The sequence below is a fragment of the Salmonella enterica subsp. arizonae genome, assembly GCF_008692845.1.
Taxonomy (GTDB): Bacteria; Pseudomonadota; Gammaproteobacteria; order Enterobacterales; family Enterobacteriaceae; genus Salmonella; species Salmonella arizonae.
Map to the genome: position 1 here is coordinate 20,779 of NZ_VXJW01000005.1, position 17,845 is coordinate 38,623.

A 17,845-nucleotide genomic window follows, 5' to 3' on the forward strand; every position below is an offset into this window, starting at 1 on the left:
CTACAGCGCGGCCTGAAGCCCACGCAGGTCGCGCCAAAACGTTTCGGCCACCTGGCTCATGCGGGTATTCATGCGATAGGCATAGGCCTGAATCGGGATAACCAGCTCGTCGGCATCAAGCACAATCAGGCGTCCGTCGGTAATCTCCTGACGGATAGCATACTCAGGCAACCAGGCGATTCCGCAGCCGTCCATCACAACCTGTTTTAATAATTCACTCATCGAAGAGACGAAAAACGTACTGAAACTCAGTTCAGCATGGCGAGTCAGAGTACGATTTATCAGCCGGCCCATATAGGAGTTCTGGCTGTAATTGAGCAGCGGAAAGTGCGGCTGCTCAAGCGTATAGCGCGGCTCGCCCTGTTCACTGCTGGCGCAGACGGGAAACAGTCGCGACTCAAACAGGCGGATATTATCAAACGGCGTCTGTTGCAGATTTTCATCGTGATAAGAAAAGATAAAATCGCTTTGCCCCTCACGTAACATATCTACCGCCTGGTCGACATCTATCGCCTCAACGGAGTAGGTAAACTGTGTGGGCATCTGCTTAACGATGGTCGGCAACAGGCCGAGGGAGAGCGAGTGGGCGGCGGCAATTTTGATTTTATGCAGCGTATAATCGCTGCCGCCGCGCAGTTCGGTCAGATTACTTTCCAACTGCTGTAATAGGTGGCGAACCTGGGAATGAAATATTTTACCCTGCTCGGAAAGCTGTAGCGGCGAGACCTGCCGGTTAAACAGTTCAACGCCAACGGCATGTTCCAGGGCGCGAATACGCCGGCTAAAGGCGGGTTGCGATACGTTGCGGATAATAGCGGCCTGAGAGAAATTGCGACACTTCTCCAGCGTCAGAAAATCATACAGCCATTTTGTCTCAATATTGTGCAAACCTGCTCCAGTTACATCCATTTACCGTTATCCTGTCAGCCGCCCGAAGGGGCATTCTACGTCCATTCGGGCGGCTGACAACTGCTTATCCCGTCCTCTTTCAGAATGCCGTGACGGGGCAGCCTGAAGTTAGCGGGAATTACGCTGGCTCAAAGGTACCTTTCACGCAGGCTTTACCCTCATTGACCATGCGTTTGCCGCGCGCATACACCTGTTCAATGCGTAAATCTGCGCTAAAGACGAGCAGATCTGCATCGTTACCGGGACGAATCTCGCCTTTTCCGTCCAGACTGAGGAAAGCGGCTACGCTGGTCGTCAGCGGGCGCAGCGCATCGGTCAGGCTGAATCCGTAGCGGTTAACCAGCGTCTGCAACGTCTCCAGCAAACTTTCGAAGCCAGCGACGCCGATACCGGTCAGATTTCCGGCTGCGTCAAACAGCGGCTGGCTGCCGTTGCCATCCGAACTAAGCGTAAGCCGGGAAAGCGGGACGCCGGCTTTTACCGCTCTGACAATGCCCTCCGCCGGCGCGACGGGATCCGGAATACTGGTGGTAATGTCGATTACGCCACCTTTAAGCGCGAACGCCAGCGCCTGTTCGAAAAGAGACTCGCTACGGTTGACGTGGGTAGGCAGCAGTTTACCGATCGGCACGTCGCTGTTTTCCAGGATGTCATACAGCGGCTGTAACCCTTTTTTGCTGCTACCCATATGAAAAACGCTGACACCGGGTTTACCGCCCAGCAGGCCGCCAACGCGTGACTCTGCGGCCATGCTAGCGAGTTGATTACCCGCGGGCGCGGCGGAACGGTGGTCGGAGACCGCGCATTTCACACCGATGACGCGATCGATAAGCGCGACGTCTTTTTCTACCGAGCCGGTAATGGTCGGCGACGGAACGTGATAAGCGCCCGTTAACATCCAGGCGGTGATCCCTTCCTCATTTAATGCTCGCGTTTTAGCTAACAGCGAAGCGGGATGACGGCTGACGGAGTCGGTGCCAAGCAGGCCGATAACCGTTGTGATACCGGCTTCCGTCAGACGGCTCAGGGAGACTTCCGGCGTCCGCGTTGTCGGTCCCGCTTCGCCGCCGCCGCCGATTAAATGAACATGTTGGTCGATAAAGCCCGGACACAGCATACGACCGCTAAGATTGATAACCGTACAGTTCGGTACGATATCGCCGGGGATATCAGCGTCGACGGCAATAATTTTGCCGTTCGCGAGTAGAACATCGCAGATGCCCCGTTCTTCTGGCGCAAACAGGCGCGCTCCCTGCAGCAGCGTAAATTCCGCCGCGGATAAATCAGGCATAATAACTCCTTGACTCAAACAATAAGCTGCATGACCCAGATAGACAGTAGCGCATTGATGGCGCAGACTGCGATAATATGCGGGTAATATTTGGCATTGACTTCGGCAGTACCGAGGCAGCGGCCGACATTCTGTACCGGGTTTCCCATCAGGTAAATGGCTGGCAGCAGCACGGTAACATCGTGGCCGCTCAGCGCGCCGGCAGTAGCCAGACTGGCAGCTACGCCAACGGCGCCGCCCATACTCATCAGCGAGGCCAGAAGCACCGTAGCCGCTTCACCAGGAAGCCCCCACAGCGCCATCACGGGCTGGCAGATATGGCCTACCCAGTCGAGCAGACCGGTAATTTTCAGCGCCTGAATAATGACAAACGCCATGACCACATTGGGTAACAGGTTGGTCGTGGCGATAGTAAAACCGCGACGTGCGCCATCGATAAACATATCCATGACATTTTTACGTACCTGAGTCGTCATGCTTGGGCTCCTTGCGCAGGGTGACGGCGTTCTTCGATGTTAATCCAGATGCGCAAAAGGTTTGCGCCGATAAATTTGAATAGCAGAATAACCACCAGAGGAATGATGACTGACGTTCCCAGAAAGGCGAATACCGCGACGCCGGAGGAGAAATAGTTGGTGATGATAGCGCTGCCGCTGGTCTGCCAGGCGGCGAAAATCACTTTATCACGTTCTGTGATTTCGCCTTCCTGCGCCAGCTCTTTGGTCATGCCCGCCGCCGCGTCGGTATTTTGCAGGTTGGCGATCAGCGCCAGCGAGCAAATGCCGGGAATACCAAGCAACGGTTTCAGAATCGGCGTCATCAACTGCTGTGCAGCCCGCAGACCGCCCATTCCATCCGTAATCGCGATAATACCCAAAGAAAGGATGACCGACGGCGCCAGCTCCAGCGCAAAAAGGAAGCCGTCTTTTGCGCCCGCTCCGCCCGCGCCGCGAAAGGTCTGCGTACCGGTCACATGACCGAATGACCCGTTGAGTACGGTAAAATCAAAAACGCGCCACCAGCCATCGCTTCCGGAAAACACGCCGGAAAAGAAAATGATAGTGAGAAAAAACGCCAGATATCCCTTTACTCCGGCTTTTTCTGTATCAAGCGGCATGGCCGCCTCGTCCACTTGTTGCGCCATAGCGATCCCCGAATTTTTTTGATGATGTGTTGGTTGTGGCCACAGGCCAAAAAGCCCGAAACAGAAAGACCTTATCAGTCATGTGGGTAAGGGCAAAATGCAAGTATGTATCGTGCTATGCGTTTTTTGCATAGTAGCGCACTAAGTCACCCTCATCGGATCTGCTGTCGGAGCGGGGGAGCTGAGGACGGTATAACGCGAGGTAAAAAAGCGAAAGAAACGGATGTTGACGCAGGCCAGATCAGGGGGCAGAAAAAAGGGTAATAGATTTGACGTTAGTCAAATTTACGTCACTTAATTATTTTTGCTAAAAAACAGGCATTCTTAACCGAAATTTTACTTTTAACTATAATTTTTTACACCTGACGCCGTATTGCTGCAACCAGCCAATGGCCGCTAATTTGCCAGTTTGCCACCAAAAAGCATATGGGCAGGTGATAAAAAAGCGAATAATTGAATTAATTTCATTATGTAATTTATTTATATTGATTATGATTAAAGGAGGAAGATGAACATAATGGGATATATAAGCTAATATCTAGTTTGATGCCATTAAAAACCATAAAATAATTATGGTTGTTAATGTCATCTTCACATGAAATAACGCGTTGAGAATTTTTAACGGCACGGCATCGCGCAGTAAATAGCGTTAAAGATATCACCCGTTGCTGATAGCGTGAGTTTAATAAACCGTTTATTCACGTATCACAATCCGTTTTTGTTTCACTTGCTGCGCCGCGCTGATCAGCGCGGCAAAAAAGAGTGCCGCAGCGCCGCAAAGCGTGGCGTTGATAATTGCCGACGCGCCATTGCCTGACAGACTGGCGGCTAGCGGACCGAGAATTTGCCCAATGCCATACGTTAGCGTAACCAGACCTAACAGATTGATATTACCCGGCGCGCTGAGCTGCCGGGCAAGTGGCATAACCAGCGAGGTTGTACCCATAAATGTGGCGCCAAAACCAATACTGCTCAGTATTAACAGCAATAATGAGCCGCTGGCGAGAGACAGCAGCACGCAGGCGCTCTGGATCAACAGATTTGCGGTCAGGCATGGCAGGACGCCCCAGCGTTTTGCCGACCACAGCCAGCCAAAGCAGCCGGGAATGATCGCCAGGCCGACCAACGACCAAAGGTGCGCCGTGAGCAGCGGAGAACCCGCGCTTTTCGCCATCAGAGGTAAATAGGTGGCGACAATGATGTAGCCGAATCCGGCGAGACCGTACAGTAGCGCCAGTTGCCACCAGAGCATTGGCTGATTTTCGATTCTTGCTAAAGGCGCGGGCGGCAGTGCATGAGCGCGGGGCGGAATCAACATCGCCACGATTGACAGCAATATACCGGCGAGCGCCCCGGCCCCCAGCCATAGCGAATGGGCCGAAAGCGCATAACGTAGACCGCCAGTGACATATTCATTACCCAGTACAATCCCGGCTCCGACGCCGGAAAAGAGGGCGGCGATAACAAACGGGTGGCGGGTATGATGCAACACAATCATCGATCCAAAAATCATCATTCCAGCGCTCGCGACGCCAGCCAGAAAACGCACCAACATGACGGCGGCGGGTTGGGTAAATATCGCCATGGTCAGAATAAGCATACCGGTGGCGGCTGCCGAAGCCAGCAGCATGGGGCGTAGACGAGAGGGGAGATGAAAAAGGCCAAAGGAAAACAGTAAGCTTCCCGCCAGATACCCTGCATAATTGGCGCTGGCAATCCAGGAGAGCTGATTAAACGTTAGCTGCTTTTCCGCCAGCATTACCGGCAGCATGGGGGTATACAGAAAGCGGCCAATTCCCATCCCCAGCATTAATACCATCATACCGAAAAGCGCTGTAAAAACTGGATGACGAGGTGAAGCGCTCTGACCCTGAAACATGGTTTTTCTCGTTGCTAAATTAAGGCAGGAATGCCGGATTAGTGCTAAAGATGATAACAAAAAGTAAAATTAATGTTTATTTTTTGAAAAAAATAAAGTGAAAAGCAGGGCGAATAACGGATTATATTGAGGGTTAAGGGCATTAAGTGCCCACCGCGTGCGTTAACTTGGGCGAGAATGATAATGTGATCTGCGTCTTCTCTACCTTAAAGACTGACCAGTGCAGGTATTTGTGACAGTAAATATAACCCTAGCCCAATAGCGCCGCCGACCAGCGTGCCGTTCACACGGATAAACTGCAAATCTTTACCGATATTCAGCTCAATTTGCTGCGACATATCGCGCGCATCCCAGCCTTTTACGGTATCGCTGATATGTCGAGTCAGGAAGACGGCGAATTCCGGCGCGACCCGATGCGCGGCCTGTTCCAGATGGCCATTAAGCGATGCGCGTAACGCATCGTCGGCGATCAGCGTCTCGCCGAACCATTGTCCGGCATGGGCGATGCGTTGCTTCACCTTCGAGTCTTCGGCGTTGATATCTGTCTTTAACCACTGGCGTAGGTCCGCCCAGATCTCGCCGAGATAACGGTTAAACGCCTCATCTTCTTTCAGGTAGCTTTTGATGTGTTCTGCCCGTGCGGACATTTCCGGATCATGTTTAAGTTTATCGATCAGCTTATACGTAGCGCGATCGAAGGCATAACGAATCTGATGCGCGCGGTCGTGGCTGATATCATCCAGCAGAGAATTCACCGCGTCGGAAACCAGTTCAGCGCTGTGTTCTCCCAGCCATTCGGTCGGCAGAATCTTCGCCTTTAACGGATGCTCAGTTTCCAGCCAGCGTACGATTTGTCTGGCGATAAATGTTCGTGAGCTGTCACGCTGTAACAGGGCGATAAGCTGGGCGATCAGCGTATCGAGTAACACCTGGTGACGATCGTTTTTGGTCATGCTTTCCAGCATCAGGGCGCTGGTGCCGGAAAGATCCACTTTATCAATCGCCTTATGTACCGCTCGCTTGAGCAGCCGCTGAATACGGGCGTCATCGGTCAGTTCCAGAAAGCCGCTCATAATTTGCAGCAGATGCTGCCCGACCCGGCTGGCGTTGTCCGGCTGGCTGAACCAGTTTCCGATAAGCAGCGCGGGTTCATGGCGGCGGATTAGCGCGATCAGCGACTGCGTATCAAGGAACTTTTCCTGCACAAATTGCCCAAGATTTTCGCCGATGCGGTCTTTATTACGGGGAATAATCGCCGTATGTCGCGAAATAAATGGAATGGGAATACGGCGGAACAGCGCCACCACGGCAAACCAGTCCGCCAGCGCGCCAACCATCGCCGCTTCGGCAATGGCTTTCACGCCCAGCACCCAAAAATTGGGCGGCAGGAAAAGTGTGGTCACAAACGTCGCGGCGGCTATCAGCAACAGTGAGAGCGCCAGGCGTTTGGCGCGTTTGAGTTCGGCGATTTTATTCATAGGGTTAAGGATAGAGCCAGACAGAAGGAACGTGCAAAAAACATCAGATTATCCTGTGCCGGATAAGCCTCTATCCGGCAGAGTGTTTACTTCTCAGCGGCCAGTTCTGCTGCCTCATGCTGGCGCACGCGCTGTAATAATGTCGCCAGGGTGAAGACCACAATCACCCCGGCCACCGCCGCCAGCAGGTGAAACGGCAGTCTCCCGCCGTGAAACCACAGCCAGCGGCCAACTTCGACCGACACTGCCATCACCGTCAGAATCACCATGTTCAGCGAGGCCGAAACTGTCCCTTTTGGCAAGTTATTGGAGAAAAGCGTGAAGCGAAACAGCGTCGGGAAAATCATTCCAATGCCGAACGCGTACAGGCTGGTGCCCAGCACAGACCAAAGCCAGACGTGCGGCAGAAGAAGATTACCGAGGAGCAATGTCGCCAGCCCGCTTAACTGGATTGGTACGGCGCGCCAGATAAAACGCGGGCGGGTCGGGTCTTTCACCAGGCGCACAACGATCATATTGGCCACGATTACCGCGCCGAATACGGGCACCTGCGCCCAGGCGAATTGCGAAGTACTCATCCCGCCGGCATCGATCAGGATCACCGGCGACACCGCCACCCAGCTCATCATCGGGATGTAGCTCAACGACAGCGTCGCCGCCCCGGTGAGAAAAATCGGGTTGCGAAACACATTACGAAAATCGCGCAGTACGCTCACCGCGCTGAACGGCACCGCGCCGCGTTGAACCGTTTCTGGCATCGCCAGCAGCAGGCCGCACAACGCCAACAGTCCCATCACCGCAATAATACCGAACAGCACCTTCCAGTGAACGAAGTGCATCAGCGCGGCGCCGGAGAGCGGGCCGATAACCGGAGCGACCAGCACAATGGAGGTAATAATCGCCATCAGCTTAATGGCTTTAGTTTGACCGAAGGCCTCCTGTACCGTGACGTAGCCGACCGTTGCGATAAAGCAAATGCTGGTGCCCTGCACAAAACGGGCAACCAGAAACTGCGTCATTGAGGTCGTCAACAGCGTTGCCGCGCAGGCGAGAGTAAAAATTAATGCGCCTGCAATCAGCACTGGCCGGCGGCCAATCCTGTCGGATAGCGGCCCCAGAAGCCATTGTAACGCCATTCCACCCGCCAGATAGAGGCTTACCGAGGCCGGCGCAAGGCTGACATCGGCATTAAAATCGCGCACGACGTTAATAATGCCAGGCTGAATCAGATCCGTCGTCAGATAGGCGGCAAAATCGTACAAAATCAGCGCCATCGGGAAAAATAACGTTGTGGCGCGTTGGGAGAAAAACTGAAGAATCCGTTGCATAAAAAATGCACTCCGTGTCGGAGAACCCCATGATGGGAACAGCGAAACTCAATACCGTCATCGTGACGTCAGGCAGGCGATGGATATAGCGGCTGCGGATGTACTGAATTTCATGTAATCAAAAACGCTGCCGGTGAAAACACAGACAGGAGGAGACGCGTTCTGAACCTCGTCAGAACGTGTGGCGATTACAGATAACAATCAGCACATCACACCTCGGGAAATTTACGTAGCACAGAAAATATACACATTAAGTGTAATTAAATTTTGATGTTAATCAAAAGAGTTTGCCCGGTTAACAAAGATAAAGGCAGGGCGCGCAGACTGGCGTTTTGCGTGTTCAGTTCCGAAAATGCATGTGCATTACAGATAACAGGATTTATCTTCCGTCGCGCCTCGCAATGCTGAAAAGGTACGGATGAGAAAGGAATTTTCAGGAGGTAGAGTCGCAGCATCCTGGCTTGGGGTGACGGAGCGCCATGAAAAAATCGACGACCTCAACACCGCATGATGCGGTGTTTAAAACCTTTTTGCGCCACCCGGAAACCGCCCGCGATTTTATGGAGATTCATCTGCCGGTGTCGTTACGCCAGCTTTGCGACCTGGGGACGCTAAAGCTGGAGCCCGGCAGTTTTATTGAAAAAATCTGCGAGCCTATTATTCCGATGTGCTTTGGTCGCTGAAAACGCGCGAGGGCGACGGTTATATCTACGTCGTGATTGAACATCAGAGCACGCCGGATGCGCATATGGCGTTTCGGCTGATGCGGTATGCGATGGCGGCAATGCAACAGCATCTGAGGCGGGGCATAAGCATCTTCCGCTGGTGGTGCCGATGCTGTTTTATCACGGTGTTGATAGCCCGTATCCTTTTTCGCTGTGCTGGCTGGATGAGTTTGCGAACCCGGAAGTGGCAAGAAGACTCTATGCCGCCGCCTTTCCGCTGGTCGATATTACGGTGGTATCGGATGATGACATTATGCAGCACCGCCGCATTGCGCTGCTGGAGCTCATCCAAAAACATATCCGCCAGCGCGACCTGCAGGGACTGGTTGAACGGATTGCTTCGCTGTTAGTTACTGGTTGCGCTAATGACAGGCAGCTTAAAGCGCTGTTTAATTATCTTATGATTCAGCACGGACACACGCCTCGTTTCACCACGTTTATTCGTGATGTGGTAGGGCATGTCCCGCACACTAAGGAGAGACTGATGACGCTGATAGAGAGGATCCGCGCAGCGGATCGCAGAAAAGGGGAACGGCAAGGAAGACAGGTCGGTCTGGAGGAAGGATTAGAAAAAGGGCTGGAAAAAGGTCAGCACGTTGCCGCATTGCGTATCGCCAGACAGATGCTGGTGGACGGACTTGACCGCGAGACTGTCCAGCGGTTCACCGGCCTTACGGCTGAAGAGCTTCAGGATGTTAGCCATTAACGCGGTTCCAGTCTGAATGTTGCAGGCCCGGTGCCCACCGGGCAACGCTCTCTATAACTATCGCTGATAACCGCACGAATATACCGAACTTTACCGATAGCCCCAGCCATCTCTACTACCCTTATTGTTCTAAGCGGCATTTATGGCTGCCTTAATGACGATAACAAGGAGACATGTGATATGGCTTACCAGACAGTGAATCCTGCCAACAATCAGCTCATTAAAGAGTACCCCCCGCACACGGACGCGGATATTGAAGCCGCGCTGCAAAAAGCCGACGCGCTCTACCGATCCGACTGGTCAAAAGGAGACATTGACCAACGTCTGCCGGTACTGCATAAGTTGGCTGACTTGATCGACAGCCGTGTCGAAGAACTGGCAAAAATCGCCAGCCAGGAGATGGGTAAGCTCATCGAACAGAGCCGTGGCGAAGTCAAACTGTGCGCGCAGATTGCACGCTATTATGCGGATAACGCGAAGCAGTTTCTTGCTCCAGTGCCTTATAAAACGGTGTTTGGCGACGCGTGGGTAGAACATCATCCGATTGGCGTCATTATGGCCGTTGAACCATGGAACTTCCCGTACTATCAGCTAATGCGCGTGCTGGCGCCGAACCTGGCCGCCGGTAATCCGGTGCTGGCGAAACATGCCAGCATCGTTCCGCACTGCGCCGAGACGTTTGCCCACTTGGTACGGGAAGCCGGCGCGCCGGACGGCGCGTGGACCAACTTGTTTATTTCCTCCGATCAAGTAGCCAACATCATCTCTGACCCGCGCGTGCAGGGTGCGGCGTTGACTGGATCTGAAAAAGCGGGGGGCGCCGTGGCGGCGCAGGCGGCGAAACACATTAAAAAAGCGACGCTGGAACTGGGCGGTAACGATGTGTTCGTCGTCCTGGATGATGCCGATATTGAGAAGGCGGTGAAAATTGGCGTGCAGGCGCGGCTCACTAATGCGGGGCAGGTGTGTACGGCGGCGAAGCGCTTTATCCTGCATGAGAAAATTGCCGATCGGTTCCTTAGCCAGTTTACCGAGGCGTTCAGCAAGGTGAAGATGGGCGATCAGATGGATGCCGCTACCGAACTGGGGCCATTGTCGTCGAAAGATGCGCTGGAAACATTGACCAGACAGGTGAATGAGGCGGTAAAAAACGGCGCGACACTGCACTTTGGTGGCAAGCCGCTGGAAAGCAAAGGCAACTTCTTTGCGCCGACCATTCTGACCCAGATTACCCGTGATAACCCGGCGTATTTTGAAGAGTTCTTTGGCCCGGTGGCGCAGATTTATGTGGTGAAAGACGATGACGAGGCGATAAAACTCGCCAACGACTCTCACTATGGCCTCGGCGGCGCGGTATTTAGTCAGGATATCGAACGTGCGAAACGCATGGCCTCACGGATTGAAACCGGGATGGTTTATATCAACTGGCTGACCGACACCGCAGCGGAGCTGCCGTTCGGCGGCGTTAAGCGTTCGGGCTTCGGACGCGAGCTATCGGATCTGGGGATTAAGGAGTTTGTGAACCAGAAGCTGGTAGTGGTGCGCCGCTAATCCCTGTTGCCCCCTCTGAAAACGGGAGGGGCCTGGCTTTTTGCAGCGAAGGACGCGGATCTTAAATCAAAACGAAATAAGCGAACAAAACACCCTAAATCGCCCTCCTTATTTATCCACGTTGCACTAACCGTGCTTTTGATCCCGATATTGTTTGTACAGACATTCATGATGCCCGCATTTTCTGTTCTATGCGGAGGCTGGTATGGAATTTTATGAGAACCGCCCCAGACAACCATTTATTGGCTTTGTGCAGCTCAGACGGGCGCTAAAAAGGTGGTGGCTGCGTAAGCGGGCCTGTCAGGCGCTGCGACGATTGAGTGACGAGCAGTTAAGGGATATTGGGTTGGAAAGGAAGGATGTGGAATAACAGATAAGAGTCAGTAAAACTGGAAAGGCTGGATAATCTTATCTTAACCTCTCCAGTAGGCGGGTATCCTGGAACGCTAATTTTCCTGCCAGGCTTTCTCGATCAGCAGTTTGGCTTTATCCAGATCGTGTTCGTTACGCACAATCAATTCGACGTCGCCGGTTCCCCAGTGGCCAATGTTTGTGACGTCCCGGCTAAATCCTTCTTCAAGCTGGATATGCTGTGGATTGATTTTCAGCCACAGGCGTAGGTGTGGGTCGGTAACGGGATAAACGGCCACGCACAGAAAGTTACGAATGAGGCGGAAGGCGTCATAGAGCTTAAGCTCTTTAAACTGAACCTCATCACTGAGTGAGAGCACATAGCTTTTTAGCTGTTCATATAATGAAAGCAGCGCGGGTGAGGCCGAAGAGAGCTGTTCGCGCTGCGTGCGGGTATGGCGCTTACCGTTACCGCTGGTCGGGCCGTCCACAGTGATGTGCTGAGGGCTATTTTCGACCACGGCGTTAACTAGTTCCAGCATTAACAGGTCGTCGGCAAAAAGCTTGTAGCGAATTAGGTTGATATTGCGGTTGATTTGCTGAACGGCATGTTCGTCGTATTTATTAAAATCGGCGGCAATACAGATTAACCGTGTGCCGGACCAGTCGATGGCTTTGGCCGCGGTTTTACTTATTCTCTCCATCACCTGCAACTGAAATTCCGCTTTATGATCGAGCAGCCAGTCGAGATAAAACAGCCCCTGATTAATGACGTTTTCATTGCTGTGGCGCTTATATTCAATAATTACCGGGCAGTTATTTTCATCGAGGCCGAGGGAATCAATTCGCCCACGATGGGTTTTACCCGTGCGGTATTCGGTATCGAGAAAGCGGACGCCGAGAAATGTTTCCATATGGGATTCGATCAGCGTTTGCAGATCTTTTTCAATGACCGCAGCTTTGCCCGGCAGTTCTTGTACTTTCCCGGCGCCGTAGCGGAAAAGCTGGATATCGCTCATGGATCCCTCCTGAATTTTCTGCGCACTATCATACGTTATGTGAAAAGAGATAAAAGCGGAAATCGGGCTTTTGGAGGTGAGATATGTTATAAGCCCGACAGCAGGTGGTTACCGGGCTGCGGGCCGTAGGTCGGATAAGCGTTAGCGCCATCCGACGCTGTTACAGCAGTTTGCGCGTCTTACAGAAGAAAAGTCTAGCTGAAAATCAATGAAAATAAGCCGCTGGATGAGAGGTGATATTATATTTGGTGATGAGAATAAAGCGGCTATTTAGCCGCTTTATTGGTGTCCGAGAGCGGGTTAATTTATGGCGGCGTCGGCATTATAAGAAGGAAAGGGTTCGAATGATGCAGACCCTATTCATCTGCCCGGACAACGTTGACCACCGTATAAAGCTGCCCCTCATCGATTTAACTTGTGATGAACTGCCACACAATCCAGCTGCCAAAGGCGATCAGAATGCCGCCGGCGGCGCGTTCAATTTTCCAGACAAGATTACCCAGACGACGTTGAATTTGCGGCAGGGCGATAAGCGTTATCAGCAGCAGATCCCAGAGTAACACTACGCTGGTCATCCAGATTCCGCATATGGCCTGCTGTGTCACGGTCACGTTTGGGGCCAGCAGGGCGGTCATTAGCGCCAGATAAAACAGAGCATTTTTCGGATTCAGCAGTGATGAGCCTGGCCCCAGCAATAGCTGTTTTGCCAGTGACGGACATGCCGATGCGGCGTGCCGCCGCCACCCCAGCGGCCCGGCACGGCTTTTCAACAATTGACGGCCCACCCATAGCAGGTAGGCGGCACCGAACAGTTCGATGATGGTCAAGAGCAGCGGCGTCTGACGCAGTAGCCCTGACCCAATCACCACCAGCAGAATGTAGAGCCCATTTCCCGCCGCAATGCCGAGGCACAGCCCAACGCTGCCGCGTAGCCGGTAGCGTATGGCGTAACCGACCAGTAAAAAGAAGTCTGGCCCTGGGCTGAGCAGCGCCATAAAATGCGCCAGTGCGGGAAATGCCGTGGGAAATAGCGTTGTAACCTGTTCCATAGCAACCTCTGTGATGATACTGAGGTCAGCCTATACCTGCTGATGCGCTATTTATTGTCGGATATTGATCTGTTCCGCGCGTACTGACGCGGCGTCGCCGCCGTGTAGCTGACGAAGGTTTTGTGAAAATGACTTTGATCGGCGAAACCAGTCTGGTAGGCGACATCGGCAATACAGTCCCCGGCACGCAATCGGTGTCGGGCATACTCAATGCGGGCCATATTGATAAAGCTGGCAGGAGTCAGGCCGGTATCCTGCTTAAAGGTGCGAATCAGGGTCTCCTTACGGAGCGCGAACTCCTGCGCCAGAGTGTCCAGCGTCGGTGGTTCCTGAAGGTTGTTGGATAAACGGGAGAACAACTGGCGGCTGGTGGCGCGCGGTGGCTTTGCATCGGTGCTTTGTAGCGGCAGGGCGTGCAGCATGTGGATGATAAGCGCCGGAAGTTCGGTGGTTTGTTGCTGGATAATAGACGTTATAATCTGCTGATAAAGCTGGAAAAGCTGTGGGTCCTGCAACTGTGGCTGCGCGGTATGCAGGCGGCTATCCGCCGGCAAATGGTGAAGCTGTGCCAGGCACCAGTCGGCATTGAGATACAGCATATGATAGCTGCGTGGTCGCCCGTTGCGCGGGTTACAACTGTGTGGAGATTGCGGGAGATCAGGATCAGCTCGCCGGGGCGTAACAGATACTCTTGCCCGTTGCTGATGCAACGGGTTTCCCCAGCGATGATCGCGCCCAGCGACAGTTGCGGGTGGCTGTGACGCTTATAAGCCTGACGGCTTTCACTGGTAGTACGCAGCTCCAGCCACGGCAGTTGTGGAGAATATCTCGGATAAGAGGCATAAAGTCTCCTGTGCGGTCCCCGGTTTTTCTGCGCCCGTTTACTTTCGCAGCCCCGCAAACGCCGATCTGATTTCCGCTTCCGGCAACTGAATCCCGATAAACACCAGCGTACTGCGCGGCTGTTCATCGCCCCACGGTCTGTCCCAGTCCGCGCTGTACAGGCGCTGCACGCCCTGGAACAGCAGGCGGTTGGGTTCGCCGTCGATCCACAGCATCCCTTTGTAACGCAGCAGTTTATCCGCCGATTCCAGCAGCAGATTCTCCATCACGCGCGACACGTCGCTGATATCGACCGGGTAATCCAGCTCTACCACAATCGATGACACATCATTCTGTTTATCGGCAATAAAGTGGAAGCGCGGTTGGCTTGCCAGCACGTTCTCTTCCAGCATAAAGCCGCTGGTATTAAATAATTTATTCAGGTCGATATCACCGTGTACCACGGTGTAAACCGGGGCGCGGGCGTTGATGCGCGCCAGCCGCTCGCGCAGTTTTTCGCTGTCGCCTGCGACGTCGGTTTTGGTCAACAGGATACGGTCGGCGTAGCCTACCTGCGACTGCGCGATGGTGAACTGGTTCATCTGCTCGTTAGCGTGTACCGCATCGACCAGCGCAATCACCCCATCCAACAAGTAGCGTTCGCATAGCATATCGTGAGAGAAAAACGTCTGGATAATCGGACCGGGGTCAGCCATGCCGGTACACTCAATCACCAGACGGTCGAAGTCAATGTCACCGCGATCGCGGCTGTCGAGCAGGTCTAACAGCGCATCTTCCAGCTCGTTGGAGCGGGTGCAGCAGATGCAGCCGTTGGTCAGGGTTTTGATCTGCGTGGCGCGGTCGCCAATCAGTTGGTCGTCAACGGAGACTTCGCCAAATTCATTTTCGATAACGGCGATTTTAAAACCGTGTTGTTCGTTAAGAATGTGGCGCAGCAGGGTGGTTTTGCCGGCGCCAAGAAAACCGGTAAGTAGGGTAACTGCAATCGGGGTCATAGTCTCTCCATTAACAACAGCGCATACCGCCTTTTCCATCGCCGCCGTAGCGTGCTTGCTGGCGTTCGCGAAAGAACGCTTCATAGGTCATGTACGGCTTGTCGGGATGGTTGGTTTTCATGTGCTCGACATAGTTGTCGTAGTCCGGAATACCAATCAACATTTTTGCCGCCTGGCCGAGATATTTTTTTGCCTGGCCTAACGTATCAAACATTGCTTCATACCTGTAATGATTAAAGCCGGATGACGGCTAGCGCCTTATCCGGCCTACATTAATACACATTCAGTAGGCCGGATAAGCGTAGCGCCATCCGGCAAGAGGTTAGTGGTGTGATGAGATCTTCACGCCGCCTTCCGGCACGGGTACATACGGTGTTTCTTTGTCGGTACGTTTATCGCTGTTGCGTACCGTCATCCAAGTGGTGAAACCGTAGAAGATAATACTGTAGACCACGACCAGGAACAGAATACTCAAACCTGCGTTGGTGTAGTTGTTCACCACGATATGGTTCATGTTGGCAATCTGTTCGGCGGTCAGATTGGCGCCGTTGGCAATCTTCTCTTTATACAGGTTTGCCATGTAGAAGAAACCTTCCATCTGTGGATTGGCGCTGAACAGTTTCAGGCCCAGCGCCCAGGTGGTGCAGATCAGCAGCCATACCGCCGGGATCACCGTCACCCAGATGTATTTGGTGCGCTGCATTTTGATCAGTACCACGGTGCTGAGCACCAGCGCCACGGCGGCCAGCATCTGGTTAGAGATACCGAATAGCGGCCACAGGCTCTTCACGCCGCCCAGCGGGTCGACCACGCCCTGATACAGCAGATAGCCCCACAGACCGACGCAGCCGGCAGTACCGATGATACCCGCGACCAGAGAGTCGGTTTTTTTCAGGAACGGGACGAAGTTACCCAGCAAATCTTGCAACATAAAGCGGCCGGAACGGGTGCCCGCATCCAGCGCGGTCAGGATAAACAGCGCTTCGAACAGAATACCGAAGTGATACCAGAAGCCCATGTCGGCCATCGGCAGCACTTTGTGGAATACATGCGCGATACCCACGGCCAGTGTCGGCGCGCCGCCTGCGCGGTTCAGGACTGACGGCTCGCCGATATCTTTCGCGGTTTGCAGGATTTGTTCCGGGGAAATCACAAAACCCCAGGAGCTGACGGTCGCCGCCGCATGTGCGGTGACATCTTTCAACTGCGCCATAATTAGCGGCGCGTTCTCGCCGCCCATCTCATGTAGGTTTGGCATGGTAATGCCCAAGCCCGCAGGCGGGGTGTTCATCGCAAAGTAGAGACCAGGCTCAATGATCGAGGCCGCCACCAGCGCCATCACCGCAACAAAGGACTCCATCAGCATCGCGCCGTAGCCGATAAAACGCGCATCGGTCTCACAGGCCAGCAGTTTCGGCGTGGTGCCGGAAGAGATCAGCGCGTGGAAGCCAGATACGGCGCCACAGGCGATGGTGATGAACAGGAACGGGAACAGAGCGCCTTTCCACAGCGGGCCGGTACCGTCGACATACTGCGTCAACGCCGGCATTTTCAGTTCCGGGTTGAGGATCACAATCCCCAGCGCCAGGCCAACAATCACGCCGATTTTCAGGAAGGTGGCGAGATAGTCACGCGGGGCGAGGATCAGCCATACCGGCAGCAGCGCGGAAACAAATGCGTAGCCGATTAGCGCGAAGGTAATGGTGGTGTCTTTAAAGGTCAGCGCCGGACCCCAGTACGGGTCGTGGGCAATCACGCCGCCGAAGTAGATAGACGCTACCAGCAGCACGATACCAATGACCGACACTTCCCCTACGCGTCCCGGACGGATAAATCGCATATAGATGCCCATAAACAGCGCGATCGGCACAGTTGAGCAAACGGTGAAGACACCCCACGGGCTTTCGGCCAGCGCTTTCACCACAATCAGCGCCAGTACCGCCAGAATGATGATCATGATTAAGAAGCAACCGAATAGCGCGATGGTGCCCGGAACGGTACCCATCTCTTCTTTGATCATCTCGCCAAGAGACGCGCCGTTGCGGCGGGAAGAGATAAACAGCACCATAAAATCCTGCACTGCGCCTGCGAGCACCACGCCCGCCAGTAGCCACAGAGTACCCGGCAGATAGCCCATCTGCGCGGCCAGTACCGGCCCGACCAGCGGCCCGGCGCCAGCGATAGCGGCGAAGTGGTGACCAAATAGCACGTAGCGGTTAGTCGGCACGTAGTTCAGGCCGTCGTTATTGATGACCGCAGGCGTGGCGCGCGTGGGGTCGAGCTTCATCACCTTCTGGGCGATGTACAGGCTGTAGTAGCGGTAAGCTACCAGATAGACGGAAACGGAAGCGACCACGATCCACAGGGCGCTAACGTGTTCACCCCGACGTAGGGCAACTACCGAGAGGCAGAAAGCACCGATGATTCCGAGAATCACCCAGGGTATGTGCTTGAATATCTTTTTCGTATCCATAGTAAAACCTGGTTGTAAGTTTAATTATCAGCCGAAGCTGGGTGGACATTGAGTTCGTGTTTGAGGAGGTAAATTGACTGCTATGCTGGAGGGATCTTGCCAGA

The 17,845-nt window shown here is 53.7% G+C and carries 14 protein-coding genes and 3 pseudogenes; 3 read left to right on the forward strand and 14 right to left on the reverse strand.

Annotation, left to right across the window (positions count from 1 at the left end; genetic code table 11):
* From hypT to mdtM, 7 genes are all read right to left on the reverse strand, one after another.
* On the reverse strand, positions 1 to 909 hold the full coding sequence (hypT, locus tag F4V61_RS10950; RefSeq protein WP_000383505.1) for a hypochlorite stress DNA-binding transcriptional regulator HypT: 909 nt from the start codon (positions 907 to 909) through the stop codon (positions 1 to 3).
* Positions 910 to 1,027: 118 nt separating this feature from the next.
* Positions 1,028 to 2,200 (reverse strand): beta-aspartyl-peptidase, encoded by a 1,173-nt coding sequence (gene iadA / locus F4V61_RS10955; RefSeq protein WP_058818970.1) that lies wholly within the window; start codon positions 2,198 to 2,200, stop codon positions 1,028 to 1,030.
* Between the two features lie 14 nt (positions 2,201 to 2,214).
* Positions 2,215 to 2,676: a YjiG family protein gene (locus F4V61_RS10960; protein WP_000211979.1), complete on the reverse strand. Its 462-nt coding sequence runs from the start codon at positions 2,674 to 2,676 to the stop codon at positions 2,215 to 2,217.
* Entirely contained in the window at positions 2,673 to 3,344 is a 672-nt protein-coding gene (locus F4V61_RS10965) for a nucleoside recognition domain-containing protein (RefSeq protein ID WP_000068746.1), read from the reverse strand. The genes F4V61_RS10960 and F4V61_RS10965 overlap by 4 nt, the downstream gene beginning before the upstream one ends.
* A gap of 694 nt (positions 3,345 to 4,038) precedes the next feature.
* Positions 4,039 to 5,223, reverse strand: coding sequence for an MFS transporter (locus tag F4V61_RS10970; protein WP_038397043.1), 1,185 nt, complete (start codon positions 5,221 to 5,223; stop codon positions 4,039 to 4,041).
* 206 nt (positions 5,224 to 5,429) lie between these two features.
* Positions 5,430 to 6,701, reverse strand: coding sequence for a DUF445 domain-containing protein (locus tag F4V61_RS10975; protein WP_080160922.1), 1,272 nt, complete (start codon positions 6,699 to 6,701; stop codon positions 5,430 to 5,432).
* A gap of 86 nt (positions 6,702 to 6,787) precedes the next feature.
* Positions 6,788 to 8,029 carry a multidrug efflux MFS transporter MdtM gene (gene mdtM, locus F4V61_RS10980; RefSeq protein ID WP_001188949.1) on the reverse strand — a complete coding sequence of 414 codons (1,242 nt, stop codon included), beginning with the start codon at positions 8,027 to 8,029 and terminating at the stop codon, positions 6,788 to 6,790.
* A gap of 479 nt (positions 8,030 to 8,508) precedes the next feature.
* Here mdtM and F4V61_RS10985 point away from each other — a divergent pair.
* Positions 8,509 to 9,460, forward strand: a pseudogene (locus tag F4V61_RS10985) (Rpn family recombination-promoting nuclease/putative transposase).
* Between the two features lie 180 nt (positions 9,461 to 9,640).
* Positions 9,641 to 11,011 (forward strand): NAD-dependent succinate-semialdehyde dehydrogenase, encoded by a 1,371-nt coding sequence (locus F4V61_RS10990; RefSeq protein ID WP_079799240.1) that lies wholly within the window; start codon positions 9,641 to 9,643, stop codon positions 11,009 to 11,011.
* A gap of 98 nt (positions 11,012 to 11,109) precedes the next feature.
* On the opposite strand, the pseudogene F4V61_RS10995 reads toward F4V61_RS10990, so the two are convergent.
* A pseudogene (locus F4V61_RS10995) lies at positions 11,110 to 11,250 on the reverse strand (hypothetical protein); the annotation flags it as partial.
* On the opposite strand from F4V61_RS10995, the gene yjiS reads away from it, so the two are divergent.
* On the forward strand, positions 11,217 to 11,381 hold the full coding sequence (yjiS, locus tag F4V61_RS11000; RefSeq protein ID WP_000397914.1) for a DUF1127 domain-containing protein YjiS: 165 nt from the start codon (positions 11,217 to 11,219) through the stop codon (positions 11,379 to 11,381). The pseudogene F4V61_RS10995 and the gene yjiS sit on opposite strands and share 34 nt — an antisense overlap.
* Before the next feature lie 76 nt (positions 11,382 to 11,457).
* On the opposite strand, the gene F4V61_RS11005 is transcribed toward yjiS, so the two are convergent.
* From F4V61_RS11005 to btsT, 6 genes and pseudogenes are all read right to left on the reverse strand, one after another.
* Positions 11,458 to 12,381, reverse strand: coding sequence for a DUF5655 domain-containing protein (locus F4V61_RS11005; RefSeq protein ID WP_080160921.1), 924 nt, complete (start codon positions 12,379 to 12,381; stop codon positions 11,458 to 11,460).
* 410 nt (positions 12,382 to 12,791) lie between these two features.
* Complete coding sequence (locus F4V61_RS11010) at positions 12,792 to 13,430, reverse strand: LysE family translocator (protein ID WP_079782280.1); 639 nt, start codon at positions 13,428 to 13,430, stop codon at positions 12,792 to 12,794.
* Between the two features lie 47 nt (positions 13,431 to 13,477).
* Positions 13,478 to 14,244, reverse strand: a pseudogene (locus F4V61_RS11015) (helix-turn-helix domain-containing protein).
* 67 nt (positions 14,245 to 14,311) lie between these two features.
* Positions 14,312 to 15,268: a GTPase gene (gene yjiA / locus F4V61_RS11020; protein ID WP_000187847.1), complete on the reverse strand. Its 957-nt coding sequence runs from the start codon at positions 15,266 to 15,268 to the stop codon at positions 14,312 to 14,314.
* A 10-nt stretch (positions 15,269 to 15,278) separates the two neighbouring features.
* Positions 15,279 to 15,482, reverse strand: coding sequence for a YbdD/YjiX family protein (locus F4V61_RS11025; RefSeq protein ID WP_000460613.1), 204 nt, complete (start codon positions 15,480 to 15,482; stop codon positions 15,279 to 15,281).
* A gap of 108 nt (positions 15,483 to 15,590) precedes the next feature.
* Positions 15,591 to 17,741 (reverse strand): pyruvate/proton symporter BtsT, encoded by a 2,151-nt coding sequence (gene btsT / locus F4V61_RS11030; protein WP_000379923.1) that lies wholly within the window; start codon positions 17,739 to 17,741, stop codon positions 15,591 to 15,593.
* Positions 17,742 to 17,845 lie beyond the last annotated feature (104 nt).